Annotated in this window: 18 protein-coding genes and 1 pseudogene; 15 read left to right on the forward strand and 4 right to left on the reverse strand. The window is 39.0% G+C overall.

Annotated elements, in window-relative coordinates; genetic code table 11:
* Positions 1-12 precede the first annotated feature (12 nt).
* The 9 genes from BFJ97_RS13640 (at position 13) to BFJ97_RS24725 (ending at position 8084) form a co-directional block, all read left to right on the forward strand.
* Positions 13-1551, forward strand: a complete 1539-nt coding sequence (locus BFJ97_RS13640) for an acyl-CoA carboxylase subunit beta (RefSeq protein WP_068985199.1) — start codon at positions 13-15, stop codon at positions 1549-1551.
* A 156-nt stretch (positions 1552-1707) separates the two neighbouring features.
* Positions 1708-2280 carry a VanZ family protein gene (locus BFJ97_RS13645; protein ID WP_068985200.1) on the forward strand — a complete coding sequence of 191 codons (573 nt, stop codon included), beginning with the start codon at positions 1708-1710 and terminating at the stop codon, positions 2278-2280.
* A gap of 366 nt (positions 2281-2646) precedes the next feature.
* Positions 2647-3420, forward strand: coding sequence for a hypothetical protein (locus tag BFJ97_RS13650; protein ID WP_068985201.1), 774 nt, complete (start codon positions 2647-2649; stop codon positions 3418-3420).
* A 24-nt stretch (positions 3421-3444) separates the two neighbouring features.
* Complete coding sequence (gene ybaK / locus BFJ97_RS13655; RefSeq protein ID WP_068985202.1) at positions 3445-3939, forward strand: Cys-tRNA(Pro) deacylase; 495 nt, start codon at positions 3445-3447, stop codon at positions 3937-3939.
* A 247-nt stretch (positions 3940-4186) separates the two neighbouring features.
* The gene (locus tag BFJ97_RS13660; protein WP_083227042.1) at positions 4187-4822 is read left to right on the forward strand and encodes a YczE/YyaS/YitT family protein; all 636 of its coding nucleotides are present in this window, start codon (positions 4187-4189) and stop codon (positions 4820-4822) included.
* 99 nt (positions 4823-4921) lie between these two features.
* Entirely contained in the window at positions 4922-5998 is a 1077-nt protein-coding gene (locus BFJ97_RS13665; protein ID WP_068985204.1) for a nucleotide kinase, read from the forward strand.
* Between the two features lie 58 nt (positions 5999-6056).
* A complete protein-coding gene (locus BFJ97_RS13670) occupies positions 6057-7256 on the forward strand; it encodes a glycine C-acetyltransferase (RefSeq protein ID WP_175401749.1) in 1200 nt (399 codons plus the stop codon).
* A gap of 55 nt (positions 7257-7311) precedes the next feature.
* Positions 7312-7593 (forward strand): hypothetical protein, encoded by a 282-nt coding sequence (locus BFJ97_RS13675; protein WP_068985206.1) that lies wholly within the window; start codon positions 7312-7314, stop codon positions 7591-7593.
* 308 nt (positions 7594-7901) lie between these two features.
* Entirely contained in the window at positions 7902-8084 is a 183-nt protein-coding gene (locus tag BFJ97_RS24725; RefSeq protein ID WP_175401750.1) for a hypothetical protein, read from the forward strand.
* 139 nt (positions 8085-8223) lie between these two features.
* On the opposite strand, the gene BFJ97_RS24730 is transcribed toward BFJ97_RS24725, so the two are convergent.
* Together BFJ97_RS24730 and BFJ97_RS13690 are read right to left on the reverse strand one after the other, a co-directional pair.
* A complete protein-coding gene (locus BFJ97_RS24730; RefSeq protein ID WP_175401751.1) occupies positions 8224-8478 on the reverse strand; it encodes a hypothetical protein in 255 nt (84 codons plus the stop codon).
* Positions 8479-8586: 108 nt separating this feature from the next.
* Positions 8587-8877: pseudogene (locus BFJ97_RS13690) on the reverse strand (aminotransferase class I/II-fold pyridoxal phosphate-dependent enzyme); the annotation flags it as partial.
* Positions 8878-9017: 140 nt separating this feature from the next.
* On the opposite strand from BFJ97_RS13690, the gene BFJ97_RS13695 reads away from it, so the two are divergent.
* The 3 genes from BFJ97_RS13695 (at position 9018) to BFJ97_RS24735 (ending at position 10840) form a co-directional block, all read left to right on the forward strand.
* A complete protein-coding gene (locus BFJ97_RS13695; RefSeq protein ID WP_068985210.1) occupies positions 9018-9812 on the forward strand; it encodes a PhzF family phenazine biosynthesis protein in 795 nt (264 codons plus the stop codon).
* Positions 9813-9894: 82 nt separating this feature from the next.
* Positions 9895-10689: a carbon-nitrogen family hydrolase gene (locus BFJ97_RS13700; protein ID WP_068985211.1), complete on the forward strand. Its 795-nt coding sequence runs from the start codon at positions 9895-9897 to the stop codon at positions 10687-10689.
* On the forward strand, positions 10676-10840 hold the full coding sequence (locus BFJ97_RS24735) for a hypothetical protein (protein ID WP_175401752.1): 165 nt from the start codon (positions 10676-10678) through the stop codon (positions 10838-10840). Before BFJ97_RS13700 ends, BFJ97_RS24735 begins: the two co-directional genes overlap by 14 nt.
* On the opposite strand, the gene BFJ97_RS13705 is transcribed toward BFJ97_RS24735, so the two are convergent.
* Positions 10837-12399, reverse strand: a complete 1563-nt coding sequence (locus BFJ97_RS13705) for a PucR family transcriptional regulator (protein ID WP_068985212.1) — start codon at positions 12397-12399, stop codon at positions 10837-10839. The genes BFJ97_RS24735 and BFJ97_RS13705 overlap by 4 nt on opposite strands.
* Positions 12400-12735: 336 nt before the next feature.
* Between BFJ97_RS13705 and BFJ97_RS13710 the strand changes: the two genes are divergently transcribed.
* Entirely contained in the window at positions 12736-14265 is a 1530-nt protein-coding gene (locus tag BFJ97_RS13710; RefSeq protein WP_068985213.1) for a CoA-acylating methylmalonate-semialdehyde dehydrogenase, read from the forward strand.
* 25 nt (positions 14266-14290) lie between these two features.
* Positions 14291-15652, forward strand: a complete 1362-nt coding sequence (locus BFJ97_RS13715; RefSeq protein WP_068985214.1) for an aspartate aminotransferase family protein — start codon at positions 14291-14293, stop codon at positions 15650-15652.
* Between the two features lie 173 nt (positions 15653-15825).
* Here BFJ97_RS13715 and BFJ97_RS13720 read toward each other — a convergent pair whose 3' ends face one another.
* The gene (locus BFJ97_RS13720; protein WP_083227043.1) at positions 15826-16995 is read right to left on the reverse strand and encodes an FtsW/RodA/SpoVE family cell cycle protein; all 1170 of its coding nucleotides are present in this window, start codon (positions 16993-16995) and stop codon (positions 15826-15828) included.
* 389 nt (positions 16996-17384) lie between these two features.
* Here BFJ97_RS13720 and BFJ97_RS13725 point away from each other — a divergent pair, with 389 nt between their 5' ends.
* On the forward strand, positions 17385-19055 hold the full coding sequence (locus BFJ97_RS13725) for a methyl-accepting chemotaxis protein (RefSeq protein WP_068985215.1): 1671 nt from the start codon (positions 17385-17387) through the stop codon (positions 19053-19055).
* Positions 19056-19427 lie beyond the last annotated feature (372 nt).

Raw genomic sequence — 19427 nt, forward strand, 5'->3', positions numbered from 1 at the left:
GAGGAATTAACTATGAGCAATGTATCGACAGAAAATACGACTAAAGCAATGAAGGAACAAATTTTAGCAGGTGGTCTGCCAAAATATCACGATAAAAATGCACAACAAGGGAAGCTATTTGTGCGTGAACGACTCGAATTATTATTAGATGATGGACTTCAATCAGAGGATGGTCTGTATGCAAACTGCTTAGCTGGCGATTTACCGGCAGATGGCGTAGTAACAGGAATCGGTAAAATCCATGGTCGTACTGTTTGTGTTTTAGCAAACGATTCGACGATTAAAGCTGGCTCTTGGGGTAAACGTACAGTAGAAAAAATGATTCGTATTCAAGAAACAGCAGAAAAGCTAAATTGCCCGTTATTGTATCTAGTCGATTCAGCAGGTGCACGTATTACAGATCAATTAGAAATGTTCCCTGGTCGAAGAGGAGCAGGGCGTATTTTCTATAATCAGGTAAAGCTTTCAGGTAAAATCCCTCAAATATGCTTATTGTTTGGACCATCAGCTGCAGGTGGTGCATATATCCCTGCATTCTGCGATATCGTAGTAATGGTAGAGGGTAACGCATCCATGTATTTAGGATCTCCACGTATGGCGGAGATGGTGATCGGTGAGAAGGTAGATTTGGAAACAATGGGTGGAGCGAAAATGCATTGTTCCGTTTCTGGCTGCGGAGATGTACTAGCGAAAACGGAGCAGGAAGCTATTACTTATGCTCGTAAATATTTAGGTTATTTTCCGAGTAACTATTCAGAGTGCAGTAAGGTTGAGGCACCAAAGCCACCAGCTTCATTTGATAAGTCCATTGAAGAACTAATACCAAAAAATCAAAACGTTCCATTTGATATGTATAAGTTAATTGACCGTATTATTGATGAAGATTCGTTTTGTGAAGTAAAAAAATTATTTGCTCCAGAATTAATTACAGGGCTTGGACGTATTAACGGGCAACCTGTTGGTATTATCGCCAACCAACCTCGTGTAAAGGGAGGCGTCTTGTTCCACGATTCAGCCGATAAAGCGGCAAAGTTTATTTCACTTTGTGACGCGTTTAATATACCACTTCTTTTCCTTGCAGATGTACCAGGTTTTATGATCGGTACGCAAGTTGAAAAAGCAGGGATTATACGCCATGGTGCGAAAATGATTTTTGCGATGAGCGAGGCGACTGTTCCTAAACTAACGGTTATTGTTCGTAAAGCATATGGTGCAGGGCTGTATGCAATGGCAGGTCCTGCTTTTGAGCCAGACTGCTGTATTGCGCTATCCAACGCACAAATTGCCGTAATGGGTCCTGAAGCTGCAGTCAATGCAGTTTACGCAAATAAAATTGCTGAACTTCCAAAAGAGGAGCAGGCAAGCTTTATTGCAGAGAAACGCAAGGAATATCAAGAGGAAATCGATGTCTATCGTCTAGCTTCAGAGCTTATCATTGATGATGTTATTGAGCCAAATGATTTAAGAAAAGCACTTGAATCACGTTTAGAGCTTTATATGTCGAAGTACCTATTATTCTCAGAGCGCAAGCATGGAGTAAATCCAGTATAAAGCCATTTATAAAAAAGCTGTCTCGGTGAGGCAGCTTTTTACTGTATAGAGAATGCAAATGGACGTGTCGGAATATAAATATATTGTTAGCTATTGCATGGGGAGGTAGTGCATATTAAAATATGAGGAGGATAAAGGGAAGTAGGTGGTATAGGCATGCAAAAAAATAACATATCAAATGCGCAAGGTGATGCCAAGCTACCATTACCTTATCGTGCATTGATAGATACATATTATCTACCATTAAAGATAGCAGGTTGGATATTTTTTAGTATCTATTCAACTATAGCTTTTTATAAATTGGTCATTGATCGTCTAGTGAATGTTTTCATTATATTAGTCAAGGGCGAATATACTTTTGTAGAATTAGGGCTTTTTGATTATAGTGATTGGCGATTAACAACAAATTTTGTTCCCTTTGAAACAATTCTTCGTTATATAAATTACTCCCAATATTTTAATCTGGACATCATTATTATCAATTTACTCGGCAATTTATTAATATTTACTCCGATGGGCTTTTTACTACCATTATTATCGAAAAAGTACCGTAAAGCTTGGTCAATTATATGTGTAGGGTTTTTCTCCAGCCTAGCGGTAGAAACCGTACAATTTATTTTTAGAGTTGGGTCAGCAGATATTGATGATTTGATTTTAAATACGCTTGGAGCATGGCTTGGCTATTTAGCCTATAAAAGTATCCTTATTAAACCTAAAAATAATAGATAGAAACAGCCTTTGTCCAAGGGCTGTTTTTTTGTGTGCTACAGTAACACTTTTTTAGGGAGTGATAATAGTAATAACTTTTATTGAAATTAAACATTAATCAAATGCCGCCTCAATTTATGGTGATGAGCCACATTTAAGTAATTAATGGATAAAAACAGGTTATTATTAAGGTCTTTATACTCACCAGTTTGAAAGTTAATTATTTCTTTAGGAGGTTAGTAGCAATTTGCTCTTGAATTTAATTGGGAAAATTCCGATAATGAGTGTACAGAAACTGTTTAGATGATCTATGTATAGTAAATAGAGGATATGATCATATTTTTTATTTATCTTGCATATTAAATTAGAAAAGCCGAGGTGAATTATATGAAACTATCAAGTTTAATAGAACAAGAAAGAATTCCATTACCCTATAATCGTAAAAAGATGTTACAGAGAAAAGAAGCAAGTGATGCATATCGGAAAAACGCACTGTATTTTCAGCCAAAGAAAAATCCGTTATTGCTTGAGCTAGAAAATTTACTGCTAGGGCACACAGATCAAGATCTCTACGAACAACAAAAAGAGGAAGCAAAAGAAGTTACCCCTCAACAGCAAGCAATCATTCAAGATTTGCAGCAAACGAAAAAGGATGTGCTTGCTCATGAACAAGCGCATAAGGCTGTGAATAGTGATGCCCTTGAATCATCTTCTAATTTACAGCTAAAACATGTAGATGAAGAAGGAGCTCCAGTAGTTGAAACGAATGCTAGTGACATGTTACTAATTCTAGAGAAAGTGCGTAATGCAGCGTTAGCACCAGCACAGCCATCACCACAGGCTATACAAGTAGCGATAAATGCAAATGCTCACATACAGCGTATGCAGGCACAGTTACATGGTCATAAGGTAGATGAAAGTGAACTAGGTCATCATGAGCCTGCTTTTGTGGGGGAAGTAATGGACGTCAAGGTACCAGAACGTTTTTCGAAGGAATTGAAATTAGATCCATTTGCAGATACAATTTTCGGTATGAGTGATGGGGAGGCATTTAAGGCGCGAACTTTTAAAAACGCTTCTGAAAAATATGCCGCTCATATTCAAATGGCGAAAAATGGGTATCATCCAGGAACAGATTCTATGTTCTCTATGATAGCCTAGTGTTAGAGATGGGAGATTGTTAACATGGCGAAGGCAAAGCATGCGAAGACAAATGCTATCAGATTGTTGGAGCAGCAAAAAATACAATTTGAAGTAATTGAATACGAGACTAGCGACGGTCAGGTTGATGGAATTTCAGTTGCGGAAAAAATTGGACATCCGGTTTCTCGTGTTTTTAAAACACTAGTAGCAAAGGCAAGTGCACAAAAGCTTTTTGTCTTTGTTATTCCTGTGGCTGAAGAGCTTGATTTAAAAGCAGCGGCCAAAGTCGTTGGTGAGAAAAAAATCGAAATGCTTGCTGTTAAAGAATTACTTGGTTATACAGGCTATGTACGAGGCGGATGCTCTCCAGTCGGGATGAAGAAGCTTTACCCGACAGTTATTGATGCATCGGCTCAAGAACAAGGAAGTATTATTGTTAGTGCAGGAAAAATCGGCATGCAAGTCCATCTACAATTAGATGATTTAGTCGCTGTGACGAAAGCAAAGCTTGCACCAATTTCAACTACCCAGGAATGATTTGTGGTAGTTTTTTTATTTGGATTGAATAGGGACAATCCGTTTGGCTAAGAGGGAAAACGACAATCCACTCGGCTAAAGGGGAACTGCTCTGCTATTTATAATCCGCCAAGAGAAGGTATAACTTATCCACTGGTAAACGCATTTTCTTGGATGTTTCTAGTGGGGGCGCTGAGACGCATATATCGATTTTTGTAGAAAATATGGTACAGTTAGAGCAATAGTGTACATAAGTGAGGGATATGCCGTGCGGAAGATTATGGGGTGGCGTTGGACGTTTTTTATTGGTGGATTAATGGTTATGTCACTTGGTATTACGATGTCCATTAAAGGGAAAATCGTAGGAACAAGTCCTTGGGATGTGTTGCATGTAGGTTTATTTCAGAACTTTGGTTTATCAATCGGTACTTGGTCTATTTTAACTGGGCTTTTTATTGTAGTATCTACCTCAATTGTTTTGCGAGAATGGCCAAAGGTAGGGACATGGCTTAATATGCTACTAATCGGGTCATTTATAGATGTCTTTAATTGGTTAATACCGTCTACAAATAATTATGGCTTACAGGTAGCGTATTTTGTAGTTGGTTTATTTGTTTTAAGCTTTGGCTGTGGTATGTATATTGCACCGAATATGGGAGCAGGACCACGGGATACATTAATGATGATTCTTGTTGAAAAGTTTGGCGGGACGATTAAAACTGCGCGAATGGGTATTGAGGTGCTTGTCACTATTTTTGGCTGGTTACTTGGTGGTCCTGTTGGCCTCGGTACGGTAATCATTGCTTTAACATCAGGCTATATTGTGCAATATTCTTTACCTTATTGTCGGAAGGTATTAATGAAGTGTATTGGCAATGTCGAGGAGATGAAGCCGTTCTATTAAATAGGAAGCTACTTTTATCTGTGAAAGATAGAAGTAGCTTTTCATTTTTTTAAAAGCTGCTTCATATAATGCAAGGCATAAGGTAAAGGGGGAGCGATATTGAACGGAAATGTGACCTATTATTTTGGACACGCACTGACGGGGCAAGGAATTAAACATTTATATAAAGAAATGATGGATGAGGCGGAATTAGTTTATATTTTGCAGGGGGCGCCGACGTTTAAAGGATCAGAGCTTCTGAAAGAGCTTGGTTATTTTTATGTCAAGCAGGGCTTCGCAGTAGAATGGTTTAAACATGCTTTACTAGAGAATATTGTTGAGGCGGTGTATGTTCAAGGGTGTAACCGACTATTTGTATGGTCATCGGAATGGGGTATTGAGCCAATTTTTCTTGGAACGAAGCATCGCGTGATGTCATTTTATGATTGTTTAGAAGAAATCCAGCTTGAAAGGATTGGCGAACAGCTTGCTGATGCAATGAACGAACGAGAATTATGGCATGAAAAGTGTATTTCAATGCTTAATAAAGCTATAAAGATTCATGATGATTGGGAGATCGTTACACAGAGCTGTATGAACTGGCAGGCATTAAATGACCAAGTTGAAATGTTAAAGACCGATGTTTTTCAATCAATCGAATTAAATAAAACAGGAATGCGCACTCATCGCTTACTTGGAACATTAACACCAAGGGGCGCAGAAAATACAGTGGAAAGCATAACAAAAAATTTAGCTCGAAGATTAATGATTAAAGGTAAGCCAGGGACAGGTAAATCTTCTTTAATGAAGGGAATAGCAGATGAAGCAAATGAGAGAGGGCTAGATGCACAAATTGTTTGGTGTGGCTTAGATGCTGGCTCTGTTGACATGGTCATTATCCCGGAATTAAATTTGTGTATCTTTGATAGTACAGAGCCACATGTCTTTGACCCACAGGACGGAAGATTAGGGGATGAAATTTTTGATATCGGGAAACATTGTGCACTTTCACAGGAAGCGGAAGCTAAAATCGTAGATATTCAGGCAAAGTATAAAGAAGCCATTCAGGATGCAATGGGTTATTCGAAGCGTTATGCGGAAGCAGAGTATACAGTTCGTCGATTATTAGATAATTGTGTATCGTCATCTCTTTGGAAAGAAAGAACTGCCCCACTATTCGAAAGATTAACAAAGTAATGTTTCGAATAGTGTGCTTGTGCTACACTAGGAGCTAGAACAGTTTTCCTAGGAAAGGATGATACGCTTGTCAAAAGTATTGAATGCATTTTTAGATGAAAACCTACAAGCCTTACACAATCAAGGCTTATACAATGAAATTGACCCAGTAGAAGGAGCGAACGGACCGATCATTCAGGTACGTGGCCAAAATCTAATCAATCTATCTTCAAATAATTACCTGGGCTTAGCAACGAATGAAGAATTAAAGCGTATTGCCAAAGAAACAATTGAGACATACGGTGTGGGAGCGGGAGCAGTTCGCACGATTAACGGTACACTCGATTTACACGTGAAATTGGAGGAAAAGCTTGCTGAATTTAAAGGAACAGAAGCAGCGATCTCTTACCAATCAGGTTTTAACTGTAATATGGCAGCTATTTCAGCTGTTATGGATAAAAATGATGCGATTCTTTCAGACCAATTAAACCATGCATCTATTATTGATGGCTGTCGTTTATCACGTGCGAAAATTATCGCCTATAATCACTCGGATATGGACGATTTACGTGCAAAGGCAAAGGAAGCAAAAGAATCGGGCTTATACAATAAAGTCATGGTCATTACGGATGGCGTATTCTCAATGGATGGTGATATTGCAAAATTACCAGAAATCGTTGAGATTGCGAAAGAGTTTGATTTAATTACGTATGTCGATGATGCACATGGCTCAGGTGTAACTGGTAAAGGGAAGGGGACAGTGAAGCATTTCGGTTTAGAAAAAGAAATCGACTTCCAAATTGGTACACTGTCTAAAGCAATTGGCGTTGTGGGTGGATATGTAGCTGGTAAGAAGAATTTAATTGACTGGTTGCGAGTGCGTTCACGTCCATTTTTATTCTCAACAGCATTACCACCAGGCGATGTAGCAGCGATTACTGCGGCAGTCCAAATGCTGCTTGACTCGACAGAGCTACATGATAAGCTTTGGAAAAATGGCAACTATTTAAAAGCAGGTCTTGCTAAGTTAGGCTTTAATATTGGTGAATCTGAAACGCCGATTACACCATGTATTATTGGCGATGAAAAGCTTACGCAGGAATTTTCACGTCGTTTATTTGAAGAGGGTGTCTATGCGAAATCAATCGTTTTCCCAACGGTTCCAAAAGGCACAGGTCGTGTTCGTAATATGCCTACAGCGGCGCATACAAAAGAAATGCTTGATGATGCGCTAGCCATCTATGAAAAGGTTGGTCGTGAGCTAGGCGTAATTCAATAATAAAAAAGGGCTGCCTCAATAGAGGTAGCCCTTTTTTGAGGTTGAGATGAATTGAGTGGCTAAAGCGACGGAAAGAAAAGCTAAAGCGACGGAAAGAAAAGCTGAAGCGACGGAAGGAAGAGCTGAAGCGACGGAAGGAAGAGCTAGAGCGACGGATAGAAAGGTCGAAGAGACGGAAAGAAAGCAGAGCGACGGAAAGAAGAGTCAAAGCGACGGAAGGAAGAGCCAGAGCGACGGAAAGAAGGGTCGAAGTGACGGAAAGAAAGCAGAGCGACGGAAAGAAGAGCCGAAGAGACGGAAAAAATCGCCAGAGCGACGGAAAGAAGAGCCGAAGTGACGGAAAGAAAGCAGAGCGACGGATAGAAAAGTAGAAGCGACGGAAAGAAGAGCCAAAGCGACGGAAGGAAGAGCCAGAGCGACGGATAGAAAGGTCGAAGCGATCGAAGGAAAGCAGAGAGACGGATAGGAAAGTAGAAGCGACGGAAAGAAGAACCAGAGCGACGGATAGAAAGGTCGAAGAGACGGAAAGAAAGCAGAGCGACGGAAAGAAGAGCTAAAGCGACGGATAGAAAGGTCAAAGTGACGGAAGGAAGAGTCGAAGTGACGGATAGAATAGTCAAAGTCGTGGATAGAGCAGCCAAAGTCGTGGGTAGAACCGTCAAAGTTGTGGATAGAACAACCAAAATCGTGGATAGCCCCGCCAGAGTGACGGATAGAAAGGTCGAAGAGACGGAAAGAAGAGCCAGAGCGACGGAAAGAAGAGCCGAAGTGAAGGAAAGAAAGGTCAGAGCGACGGAAGGAAGAGTCGAAGAGACGGAAAGAAAGTAGAGTGATGGAAAGAAGAGCCGAAGTGAAGGAAAGAATCGCCAGAGCGACGGAAAGAAGGGCCGAAGTGACGGAAAGAAAGCAGAGTGACGGAAAGAAAGTAGAGCGACGGAAAGAAGAGCCGAAGAGACGGAAAGAAAGGTCAGAGCGACGGAAGGAAGAGTCGAAGAGACGGATAGAAAGCAGAGAGACGGATAGAATAGTCAAAGTCGTGGATAGAGCAGCCAAAGTCGTGGATAGAGCAGCCAAAGTCGTGGATAGAACCGTCAAAGTCGTGGATAGAACAGCCAAAATCGTGGATAGCCCCGCCAGAGTGACGGAAAGAAAAGCCAAAATGACGGAAGCCACCGCCAAAACGACGGAAGCCACCGTCAAAGCAACAAAAAAGTCGTCCCAAAAGGATTGATAGCTTTATTTCGAGTGAATGGCTTTCGCTTCTTTTAGCTGTTTGTTGCGCTCATCAGTCACATGTAATGATTTTAAAATCTCTTCATCATCTTGTCCCAATGTATACTTCTGTCTCAGGATCAATATCCACATTGTATTCACGTTTGTAGAAGTCAGCTGCTGCTTGACGTAATTCTGCGATACCACGAAATGGAGAGTATTTATGATTTTGAGGATTGTCAGCTGCCTCCTGTAGTGCTTGAATAATATGGGGAGGAGTAGGCTGATCTGGATTGCCTTGACCAAGATTGATAACATCGCGCCCTTCTGCTAGAGCAGCGTTTACTTTTTGCACAAGTGCTGCAAAAAATTGAGTTGGGAATTGCTGTAGTTTTTTTGAGAATTCCATGCATGTTCACCTTTTTCAGAATATAATAATTATTAAAGAATACTATTACTTTTTTTACTAGTTGTTTAGAGCTTTTTCAGTTAATTAAAAACTACTGGTGATTAAAAGTGACCTAATAATACGTATATGAGGTGAGAAAATTGAACAAAGTCTCATATTTTATCGTCAATGCTTTTACTACAGAGCTTTACAAGGGAAACCCCGCTGCAGTATGTTTACTTGATACAGCAATACCTGAGTCGACCATGCAGAAAATTGCTCAGGAGATCCCCGTACCAACAACAGCTTTTGTCCAAAAGAAGGATAATGATTTTTTTCTTAGATGGTTTACGCCAGCAAAGGAAATACCGATTTGTGGACATGGGACAATTGCTAGTGCTTTTTTACTTTGGAAAAAAGGGATTGTACCCGTCAATTCTTCTATTACATTCCAAACTTTTAGTGGCCCTTTGCAAGCGATTTGGTTTAATGAGTTAGTTGAAATAACAATTCAAAAGTATCGGTTAGAAGAGATTGAATGTCCTTTGGAGCTTGAAGAATGGCTTGGTATGAAGCCAACATATGTAGGGAAAACAGAATTGGATTATATAGTGGAGCTAAGTCACGAAGAATATATTGCAGATTTCAAAGCTAATTTTCATGCGATGAAACAGTTCCCTGTACGTGGTGTTTGTATTACGAGTATTTCTAAGGATGAAGGGATTGATATTGTTTCAAGATTTTTTTCTCCAGCACAAGGCATTGATGAAGATCATGTAAATGGTTCCACTCATGGTGCATTAGGACCTTACTGGTGTGAAAAATTATCAAAAGAAAGCATCGTTAGCAAACAGCTTTCAAAACGTGGTGGATTATTATACGTTACGCCAAAAATAAAAGATGTGGCAATTGCGGGCTCGGCAGTTCGAGTATTAAGTGGTGAAATATTAATCTAAACATAGAGCTAAAACTATGGCAGTAAGTTTGTTTTATTGTAGTATAAAATACAGAAAAGTACAGTCTAGAGGAGGACTAACAATGAAAATAGGGTGTATCCAATTAAATGTAGGCTTCGGTAAAGTAGAAGAAAATTTTGCTCGCGCTGAGGACAAGATTCGTGAAGCGGCAAAACAAGGTGCAGAAATTATTGTACTACCAGAAATGTGGAATACAGGTTATGCACTTGAACGTTTACCGGAGCTTGCAGATGTTGATGGAGAGCGTTCGAAAGCATTTTTATCAGATCTAGCCAAAGAACTGGGTGTACATATTGTTGGTGGCTCTGTTTCGACGAAGAAGGGCGATAAATTTTACAATACGATGTATACGTTTGATAAATATGGTGAACTAGTAGGTGAATATAGCAAGGCGCATCTTTTCCGTTTAATGGACGAGCATTTATATTTAGAAGCCGGGGATGAAATGAATCGCTTTGCACTGGGAGACATCGAGGCTGCGGGTGTGATTTGCTATGATATTCGCTTCCCTGAATGGCTACGCGCTCACGCTTTAGAGGGTGCAAAGGTATTGTTCGTCCCAGCACAATGGCCAACACCACGTATTGATCATTGGAAAACATTGCTACAAGCACGTGCTATTGAAAATCAATGCTTCGTGATCGCGGTTAATCGTATTTCGAAAAAGGTAGAAAACTTCAATGGTCAATCTATGATTATTCAGCCGTGGGGCGAAGTACTTTGGGTTGGCGCGGAGGATGAAGAGGTCGCTGTCATTGATGTGGACTTTTCGATTGTTGATGAAGTACGAGGTAGAATTCCTGTTTACGACGACCGCAGACCTGGATTATATAGTGGGGTAGTTGCTGGAAATTAGCATGATGGGCACGCTCAAGGAGCAAAGTGATCTTGAGCGTGCCATCGCCGCTAAACCCGAGAACATCGCCGCTAAACCCGAGAACATCGCCGCTAAACCCGAGAACATCGCCGCTAAACCCGAGAACATCGCCGCTAAACCCGAGAACTAAGATTTTTCCTCGATTAAAGAGTTAGCGAGCAACATAAATTCAAGTGTAATCCGATTATGCCCCTTCATGAAATTTTCACCTAAGAGACTCTCAAGTTTGTTTAAACGATGATAGAGCGTTTGGCGTACGATGAACAATTGATTGGCTGTTTGCTGTTTGGAGCCATTCGTTTGTAAGTATACCTGCAGTGTTTCTAACAGCTTACTGTTATATTTTTTATCGTATTCAATAACAGGTTGCAAATAATCTTGTATGACTTCCTGTAAATTTACTTGCATCTGTAATTTATAGATTAAGTGATACAAATGTAAATCATCGTAAAAATAAGAAGTTGTTTGTACTTTACTGCAAATATACAATGTTTCGAGCGCAGTTTGATAGCTCTTCGGAATTTCTTTTACGTCTGCAATGACTTTGCCGATAGCTACTTGATAACCCTGAACCATTTGTTTTTTATAAAAGTCGGTTTGTTGGAGAGAAGATACTAACGTATTTAATAATTCGCGACTCGCTTTACTATCCTTCGCATGGAGTAAAATAAAAATGACATAGCTTTTTCTCTCAAATAAAAATGGTATAAATCCATTTTGCTCAAAAAGGTTTCGATAGTAGAGCTTACTATAGACAATATCCTCTTGTACCTTAGAGACGGCATTAGGAGATGCTAAAATAAAGACAGCTCCGCTAGAAAAATGATAGTTAGAATGATGTGCTACGATAAATTTATAAATTTCCTCTTTCGATAGTTTTTGATCGATCCAATCCGCTAAAATAGAGGCATCCTCAATGTCCCTTTTCTCCTCAATATAAAATTCCCGCATTAATAGCTGTGCTAACGCAGTAGCTGTTCGGTCTAAAATAAGTAATTCAAATTCTGAGAATCGACCATCTTCCCTATAGAGAGATAAATCTGCATAATGCTGATCAAAAATAAAGATTGGTTCATTTTTAAATACTGATGCTGTTTTTTTTATCGTTAATAGTTGTTGGCGTTTATTGTGCGACTTATTTGGAAAGAAGATAGGCTCTCGACCTTTAATAGAAAAGATGATTTGTGTCTTTAATTCATTATATATATTTTGTAAAATATCTTCCGCGGTTTGCCCTAATAGAGCATTTTTATTTAACGTTTGAGAATAGGATTCTAAAGTGGAAATCATTAAATATTGTTGATTCATTATTTGGCTATGTAAATCCTGTGTAATGCGGACAAAAGGAACCGTATCATGAAAAACGATGATAGGGAAGTTGTGACGGTTGGCGATAGCTACGATCACTTCCGGGATGGTTTGTATGGAAGTTCCATATTCAATGCACAATGCAGCGCAATTTTTTTTGATTAAGGACTCTACAAAAAAGATAAAATCCTCTAGGCGATGCTGAAGACTTATCCCTGTTGTTAAGACCAATTCCTCACCAGCTAGAAAATTATCTACTTGGATAATTTCGATGACATGGGCCCATTTTACAATCCGTAACAATCCATCCTCACCAGCTACGACCTCCGCACTTTGAAAATATGTATTTTCTAATACATCTTTCACTTGAAGCTTAAACATTTTTATCCTCCTTCCTTTTAACACAAATCCTTGCTTAGTTTTCTAATTAATGCGCGATTTCAGCTTGAATAGACAAAAATAATATGTTTTGTGAATATTAAATCTATTTTACATTATGTTTAAAACAAAAGTATAGAATTTTACAGTTTGTCTATTACTTCGACTCTATGGAACTTGTAAAATTTTTGTAAGCAATAATTTTAATAAAAGACGTAACAGAGCCGTGGAATCGATGACCCAAAAGAGAAAGTCGCCTGACCCGATAGATGAAGCAGCTCTATTTTCCAAAAGGAAGAATTAGATTTTAAACAACAATAAATGAGGAGTGGGGAAATTATGACAGTTCAACAAAAAATAAAAACGCTATCACATTTTATCAATGGTATTGAAACAGCTGGTACAAGTGGTCGTTATTCGGAAGTTTATAATCCAACAACAGGAGAGATCATCGCACAAGTTCCGTTAGCAACAAGAGATGAGGTGAAGCAGGCGATCCAACTAGCAAAGTCAGCCTTCCCTGCATGGAAAAGGACATCGATTGGCAAACGAGTTGAGGTTTTACATCGTTTCCGTCAGTTATTAATAGAAAGACAGGATGAGCTAATTGAAGTGATTTGTGAGGAAAGTGGGAAAACAAAGGAAGATGCTAAAGGGGAAATTGTTCGTGGCATTGAATCTGTAGATATGGCAATAAGTGCCCCGCAAATGCTGAAGGGGGAATATTCCGTTAATGTAGGCGGCAATATTAATGCCTTCTCTGCAAAATCACCACTTGGGGTTGTTGCGACAATTGCGCCGTTTAATTTCCCTGTCATGGTCCCACTTGCAATTACAAGTATGGCTGTAGCGGTTGGCAATGCCGTCATTTTAAAGCCGTCTGAGCGCGTGCCAATTTCGGCATTATATTTAAGTAGATTATGGAAAGAGGCAGGGCTGCCAGATGGAATTTGGACAGTCATGAATGGCGATAAAGATGCGGTAAATGAACTGCTAGAAAATAAAGAGATACAAGCAATTTCATTTGTTGGATCAACACCGGTTGCAGAGTATATTTACCAAACAGGAACGAAGCATAATAAACGTGTCGCTGCATTTGGTGGTGGGAAAAACTTTATGATTGTTATGCCGGATGCAAACCTGGAGCAAACAGCTAATGCCTTTTTAGGTGCAGCATTTGGAGCCGCGTCCCAGCGTTGTATGGCCATTTCGGGGGCGATCGTTGTTGGGGGAGATATTGAAAAACGCTTTACAGAGATATTAAAGGAGAAGATTTTGAAATTAAAGGTTGGTTCATATACAGATGACGAAGTTGATTTTGGTCCAGTTATTACGCAACAATCAAAAGATACCATTGTTCGATATATAGACGAAGCTATTACAGAAGGTGCAAATCTTGTCACGGACGGGCGGAAACCGAAAATATGTGAAACATCTAAAGGCTTTTATCTTGGACCAACATTGTTAAACAATGTAACACCAAAAATGACTATTTTTAAAGAAGAGGTTTTTGGTCCTGCGCGTATTATTGTGGGCGTTGAAACTTTACAAGAAGCTATTGATTTAATTAATGATCACGAACTTGGGAATGGTGTCACGATGTTTACGAGTAGTGGTTCGGCGGCCCGTAAATTCCAAGAAGAAATTGAAGTAGGTATGGTAGGCGTGAATGTTCCGATTCCAATTCCAGTTGGCTATCACAACTTTGGTGGTTGGAAGCGATCGAAGTTTGGTGAAGGGCATATGTTCGGACCTGACCAAGCTCGGTTCTTTACGAAAGCGAAAACGATTTCTGAAAGATGGCCAGACGAAACAGAGGGTACGACAAGTTCATTCGCGTTCCCGAGTAATAACGATGTGAATAAGTGAACATAACATAAGGGGGTGTATCGATATGGTTCAAGTAAATCTTAAAAGTGATGTTTTAAAGAAAGATGAACAATATGTATGGCATTCAATGAAACCTTACAATCCACAAGCAACATATGTAGTAGAAAAATCAAATGGCGCGAGAATTGTTGATACAGAGGGAGTTGAATACATCGATGCAATGGCAGGATTATGGTGTGTAAACGTAGGCTACGGACGCAAGGAATTAGCAGATGTTGCACATGAGCAGATGCTGAAAAATGCATATGCACCATTATCGCAAGGACATTTACCAGCAGTTGAACTGGCTGAAAAGATTAATGAAATGCTTGGGGGAGATTATGTTATTTTCTTCTCTAATAGTGGGTCAGAGGCTAATGAAACCGCGTTTAAAATTGCGCGCCAATATCATCAACAAAAAGGACAGAGCTCGCGTTATAAAATTGTTTCCCGCTACCGTGCATATCATGGCAATTCTTTTGGTGCTTTAGCTGCTACAGGGCAAGCGGAACGAAAGTATAAGTATGAGCCATTATCTCCTGGCTTTATCCATGTAGCGCCACCTGATCAATATCGAGAATATGAAAGTGACACACTTGCTCCAATGGATTTAGCAAGCGTAAAAGCTGTAGACAAGACGATGACATGGGAGCTAAGTGAAACAATAGCCGCTATGATTTTAGAGCCAATTATTACAGGTGGGGGCGTCATCATGCCTCCGGAAAATTATTTAAAGGGTATTGAGGAAGTGTGTAAAAAACATGGGGCTTTAATGATTGTAGATGAAGTAATATGTGGCTTTGGTCGAACAGGTAAGCCATTTGGATTTATGAACTACGGTGTTAAACCAGATATTATTACAATGGCAAAAGGAATTACAAGTGCTTATTTACCATTATCAGCAACAGCAGTGAAACGTGAAATTTATGAAGCATTCACTGGCTCTGATGCATACGGTTATTTCCGACATGTCAATACATTTGGTGGATCACCAGTATCTTGTGCGGTCGCATTAAAAAATATTGAGATTCTTCAGCGAGAAGCATTATTTGAAAGATCTAGCGAGGTTGGAGCTGCTACTCTGCAAGCGCTTCAGGAAGCGTTGGGAAATCACCCGAACGTTGGGAATGTTCGGGGAAAAGGTTTATTAATTGGCATAGAATTAGTTGTTGATAAAGCGTCGAAGGAGCCTTTACCAGTAGATAAAGTAAATGCTGTTATTGCTGCATGTAAGGAGCAGGGTGTTATTTTAGGTAAAAATGGTGCAACTGTTGCAGGCTTCAATAACGTATTAACATTATCTCCACCTCTTAATATTGTACAAGAGGATCTTGATACAATCATAAAAGCTGTCATTGATAGTATTCATAAAGTGAAGCTTAATTAGTGGTGTTTTGTAGATAAATTACTGCCTGTAAAAAAAGTAAAACTGTCTCTTAAGTTCAAGTAGAAACTTTTGAGACAGTTTTTTGATTGTCTTATAGCACAAGAAAGGCGAGGCAGTATGAGTTTGAACAACGCTCCTCCTGTTAGAAAAGTGTCATTCATACACAACTTCACTTACTCTTTTGTTGTTTTAAATAAGTAGCCACTATAAGAATTGTAGATAATCATAACAATGCCCATTAACATGAAATTTGATATGAGTGAACTTCCGCCATAGCTTAAAAATGGTAATGTCATACCTGTTACAGGTAAAAGTCCAATTGTCATACCGATATTTTGTGTAATTTGGAAGGCTAATAAACTAGAGATACCTGCTCCCATCAACGTCATAAATGGGTCTTTTGCTTCTACTGTAATGAGAACAATACGGTAAATGACAAAAAATAAAAGAGCAATGACAAATGCCCCTCCAATGAACCCGAGCTCTTCAGCGATGTTTGCGAAAATGAAATCTGTATGCTTTTCTACGACATAGACATTATTGTTCATGTATCCCTTACCAGTAAACCCTCCTGAACCTATTGCTAAAAATCCCTGCCTAGTTTGATAAGATGAATCCAGATGCTCATAAGGCTGCAACCAGCCATAAATGCGAGAAATTTGATGCCCTGATAATTTATTTAATATTTTATCTGTAAAAAATTCATTAAATTTTACATAAAGAATAACCACAACGCTGAGAATTGAAACTGGAATGGCAGTAAAGATTATAAGCAATTTTCTTTGTATACCTGAAAAGAAAATCATCGGTATAATCATCGACATATAAATCATTGCCATGCCCGTATCAGGCTGCTTATAAACAGCAAGCGTAGGTTGAAGGGTGATAACAGCAATTATGAAGAGAAGCCGCATATCTGTTAAAAAGGTAGGGCGCACATATTTCTCTCGATGTGCAACAATGACCTTACTCACAACGATTAAAAGCGCGAACTTTAAAAACTCTGACGGTTGGAATGATCCTAACACTGGAACTTGGTACCAACGCTTCGCCTCATTTACAGTTCTAGCTATACTCTCGGGTGCAATAAATAAGCCAAATGTTAAAACGACCATCGCCCAATAAAATGGCCAGCCAATCTTTTTTAGTTGCTCAATATCAAGCGTCGCTACTCCATACATAATTAAAAACCCGATTAGATAATAAAAAAACTGCTTTATAATAAACGAGCTTGTATACTGCTCAAACACCGTACTACTGGAATGAACAAAGAGACAACTAATGATGCAAAGTAACATTAAGCTAACGACTAAACTTTTATCTAATTTATTTAATTCTAACACCTCCCTTTAAAACCAAACTATTAATAGAAAACGATAGAAATATACAGAAGGTTGCGAGTTAAATGATTATTACAAAAAATAAAAATCTTAAACTGATTTTACTAATTATTTAATTTTATATTTGATTCTATTTGAGTAGTTTTGTGGATTACCAGCATAAAGTTTCGTTTTTTTCTGGGCTCGTCAAATGGGGGTGCTTGGAGATACAAGTGTGTTAAAGAAAAAAACGATTAATCATGAACACCTGAAACGGGATGTGTTGTTAAATATAATAATTTTCTGTTGAGATAATTTAGAAACTCTTCGTGCAATCTTTACAAAAACATAACACTAGCTTTACATCTTCATACTATGATTATTGGTAAGAGTTGGAGAAGGAGCCAAGGATCATGCGTTTTTTTCGATACATAATGGTGAAAGACAAGCTACTAGTACTAATGATTGTTTGTGTACTATCGAATGTATTGCTAGGTGTTTTTAGTGTTGATTATTTACGGAAAATGTCATGGCATGCAAGTGAAAGCTATTCAGAAGGGCTTGTACCGATTGGATGGTTAAATGAACTAGAGGAATCACAACGACAATTAGATTATTTAGTAGATTCAGCTGGGACTTATCAAGAAATGACAGCCATTTTTAAAGAGGTTGAGCAGCCTTTAGGTTATTTAGAAAATCTAGAAGTTGATAAAAAGATGGATCACCAGGTGAAGAAATACAAGTCCTTACTAGCACAGCAGATAGAACTGGTTGATAGCTATAAACAATTAGATCAAAATGAACAACAACAGTTTTATGTTCAGTCATATTTATCCGTAAGCCAGCAAAGTCATACATTATTAGAAGAAACTCAAAGCTATTTGGTCCAAAGGTCTAAGGAACAGCAACAGGCATATCAGGACGATGTGGAATTCGGTTATTGGCTATTGGGTGGAGTGTGTTTATTTGTTGTTCTGTTAGTGATTTTTATAGGGTTAATAGCAACGAAAGCTGTCAATATACCAACACGTCAATTGAAGTCACTATTAAAGCGTGCAGAGCAGGGGGATTTCACAGCGAATGCCAGCTATGTGGCACAGGATGAGCTTGGCGAGGTAATATTGTCATACAATCAAATGGCAACAGAGGTGAAAAGACTACTTCATACAGTAACAAATAGTGCATATGAGGTAGAAGAAATGTCTGGAAAGCTGCAGGAATCCTCAGAGCAGTCGTCTAATACAACAGTCAAAATTGCAAAGGATGTGCAGTCCATTTCAGATTCAACAGCTGCTTCTACAACAAAATTAGCTTCCAATACAGCTTCTCTAGAGGAGGTGCTGAATGGTGTCCAAGTAATTTTAGAAAAAGTACAGGTTGTTGAAAATTTTGCTCATAAAACGGCACGTGATGCAGAAAGTGGTACGGAAATTGTACAAGCAAATTTAACACAAATACAGGCGATTAAGCGTGCAGTTGAAAAATCGAATACAGCTATTTTTAATCTTGTAGAAAGGGCATCTACGATCGATCAAATGGTCGAGGTGATTGAAAAAATTACTGCACAAACAAACCTCCTAGCTTTAAATGCATCCATTGAGGCTGCTAGAGCAGGGGAGCATGGTAAGGGATTTGCGGTGGTGGCCGATGAAGTACGTAAGCTTGCGGAGCAGACAGTTCAGTCAACACAAACGATTACGTCGATAGTACAAAACATTCATTTAGATTCAAACTATGCTGTGCAAATGATGGAGGGCGTGTTAGCCGCAACTGAAAAGGGTGTACATGTAACTGGGGATACGGCAACAAGCTTTGATCAAATTTTAGAAAAAGTACATACAATTAAGCCGTATATAATGGAAGTATCTGCAACCGTGCAAGAGATTGCCAATCATACGAAAAAGGTTAATGAGGATGCGGTCATGTTAACGTCATTTTCAGATACAAATGCATCATCAACTAAACATGTAGCTACTTTAACAGCTGCTCAATTAACCGCACAACAGCAATTCCATGATTATATTCAAGAGTTACGTAGGGTATCAAAAGTTTTACAAATAGCGGTAAAGCGTTTCTCAATTTAATAAGAATAATTGGACCTTTCTTTGTAAATGTATACAAAAAAGGTTCTTTTTTTGGCTCCTCACCATAACGTATGGTTGATTTTCCCTTAGGGGCGTCCGATGAGCCGCTTCACTTGCGTCCCTCTATCGCTGATCCCCAAGGAGTCGCCAAGCTTCCACTCCAATCAACTAATCTACATGGCGGAGCATATGTTTTAACAGATGTCACCAACAAATTAATAGTGTTGCTATGCGAAAAACGGACATTTGTACATTTCAGGTATACAAATGTATTTTGTTTGTTTTATCAGCACAATATTATATAGGGCTCATATACTGATAGTAAGGGATTTTGTGTTCGGATTGTCGAAATGAAAAAGATAATGGTTGTGT

It is taken from the genome of Lysinibacillus xylanilyticus (assembly GCF_001708185.1).
GTDB lineage: Bacteria > Bacillota > Bacilli > Bacillales_A > Planococcaceae > Lysinibacillus > Lysinibacillus xylanilyticus_A.

Coding starts and splice junctions, on each gene's coding strand:
- BFJ97_RS13715 (WP_068985214.1), top strand. CDS start 14,291: ATGGTTCAAGTAAATCTTAAAAGTGATGTTTTAAAGAAAGATGAACAA.
- BFJ97_RS13640 (WP_068985199.1), top strand. CDS start 13: ATGAGCAATGTATCGACAGAAAATACGACTAAAGCAATGAAGGAACAA.
- BFJ97_RS13700 (WP_068985211.1), top strand. CDS start 9,895: ATGAAAATAGGGTGTATCCAATTAAATGTAGGCTTCGGTAAAGTAGAA.
- BFJ97_RS13650 (WP_068985201.1), top strand. CDS start 2,647: ATGAAACTATCAAGTTTAATAGAACAAGAAAGAATTCCATTACCCTAT.
- BFJ97_RS13725 (WP_068985215.1), top strand. CDS start 17,385: ATGCGTTTTTTTCGATACATAATGGTGAAAGACAAGCTACTAGTACTA.
- BFJ97_RS13670 (WP_175401749.1), top strand. CDS start 6,057: ATGATACGCTTGTCAAAAGTATTGAATGCATTTTTAGATGAAAACCTA.
- ybaK (WP_068985202.1), top strand. CDS start 3,445: ATGGCGAAGGCAAAGCATGCGAAGACAAATGCTATCAGATTGTTGGAG.
- BFJ97_RS13705 (WP_068985212.1), bottom strand. CDS start 12,399: ATGTTTAAGCTTCAAGTGAAAGATGTATTAGAAAATACATATTTTCAA.
- BFJ97_RS13645 (WP_068985200.1), top strand. CDS start 1,708: ATGCAAAAAAATAACATATCAAATGCGCAAGGTGATGCCAAGCTACCA.
- BFJ97_RS13710 (WP_068985213.1), top strand. CDS start 12,736: ATGACAGTTCAACAAAAAATAAAAACGCTATCACATTTTATCAATGGT.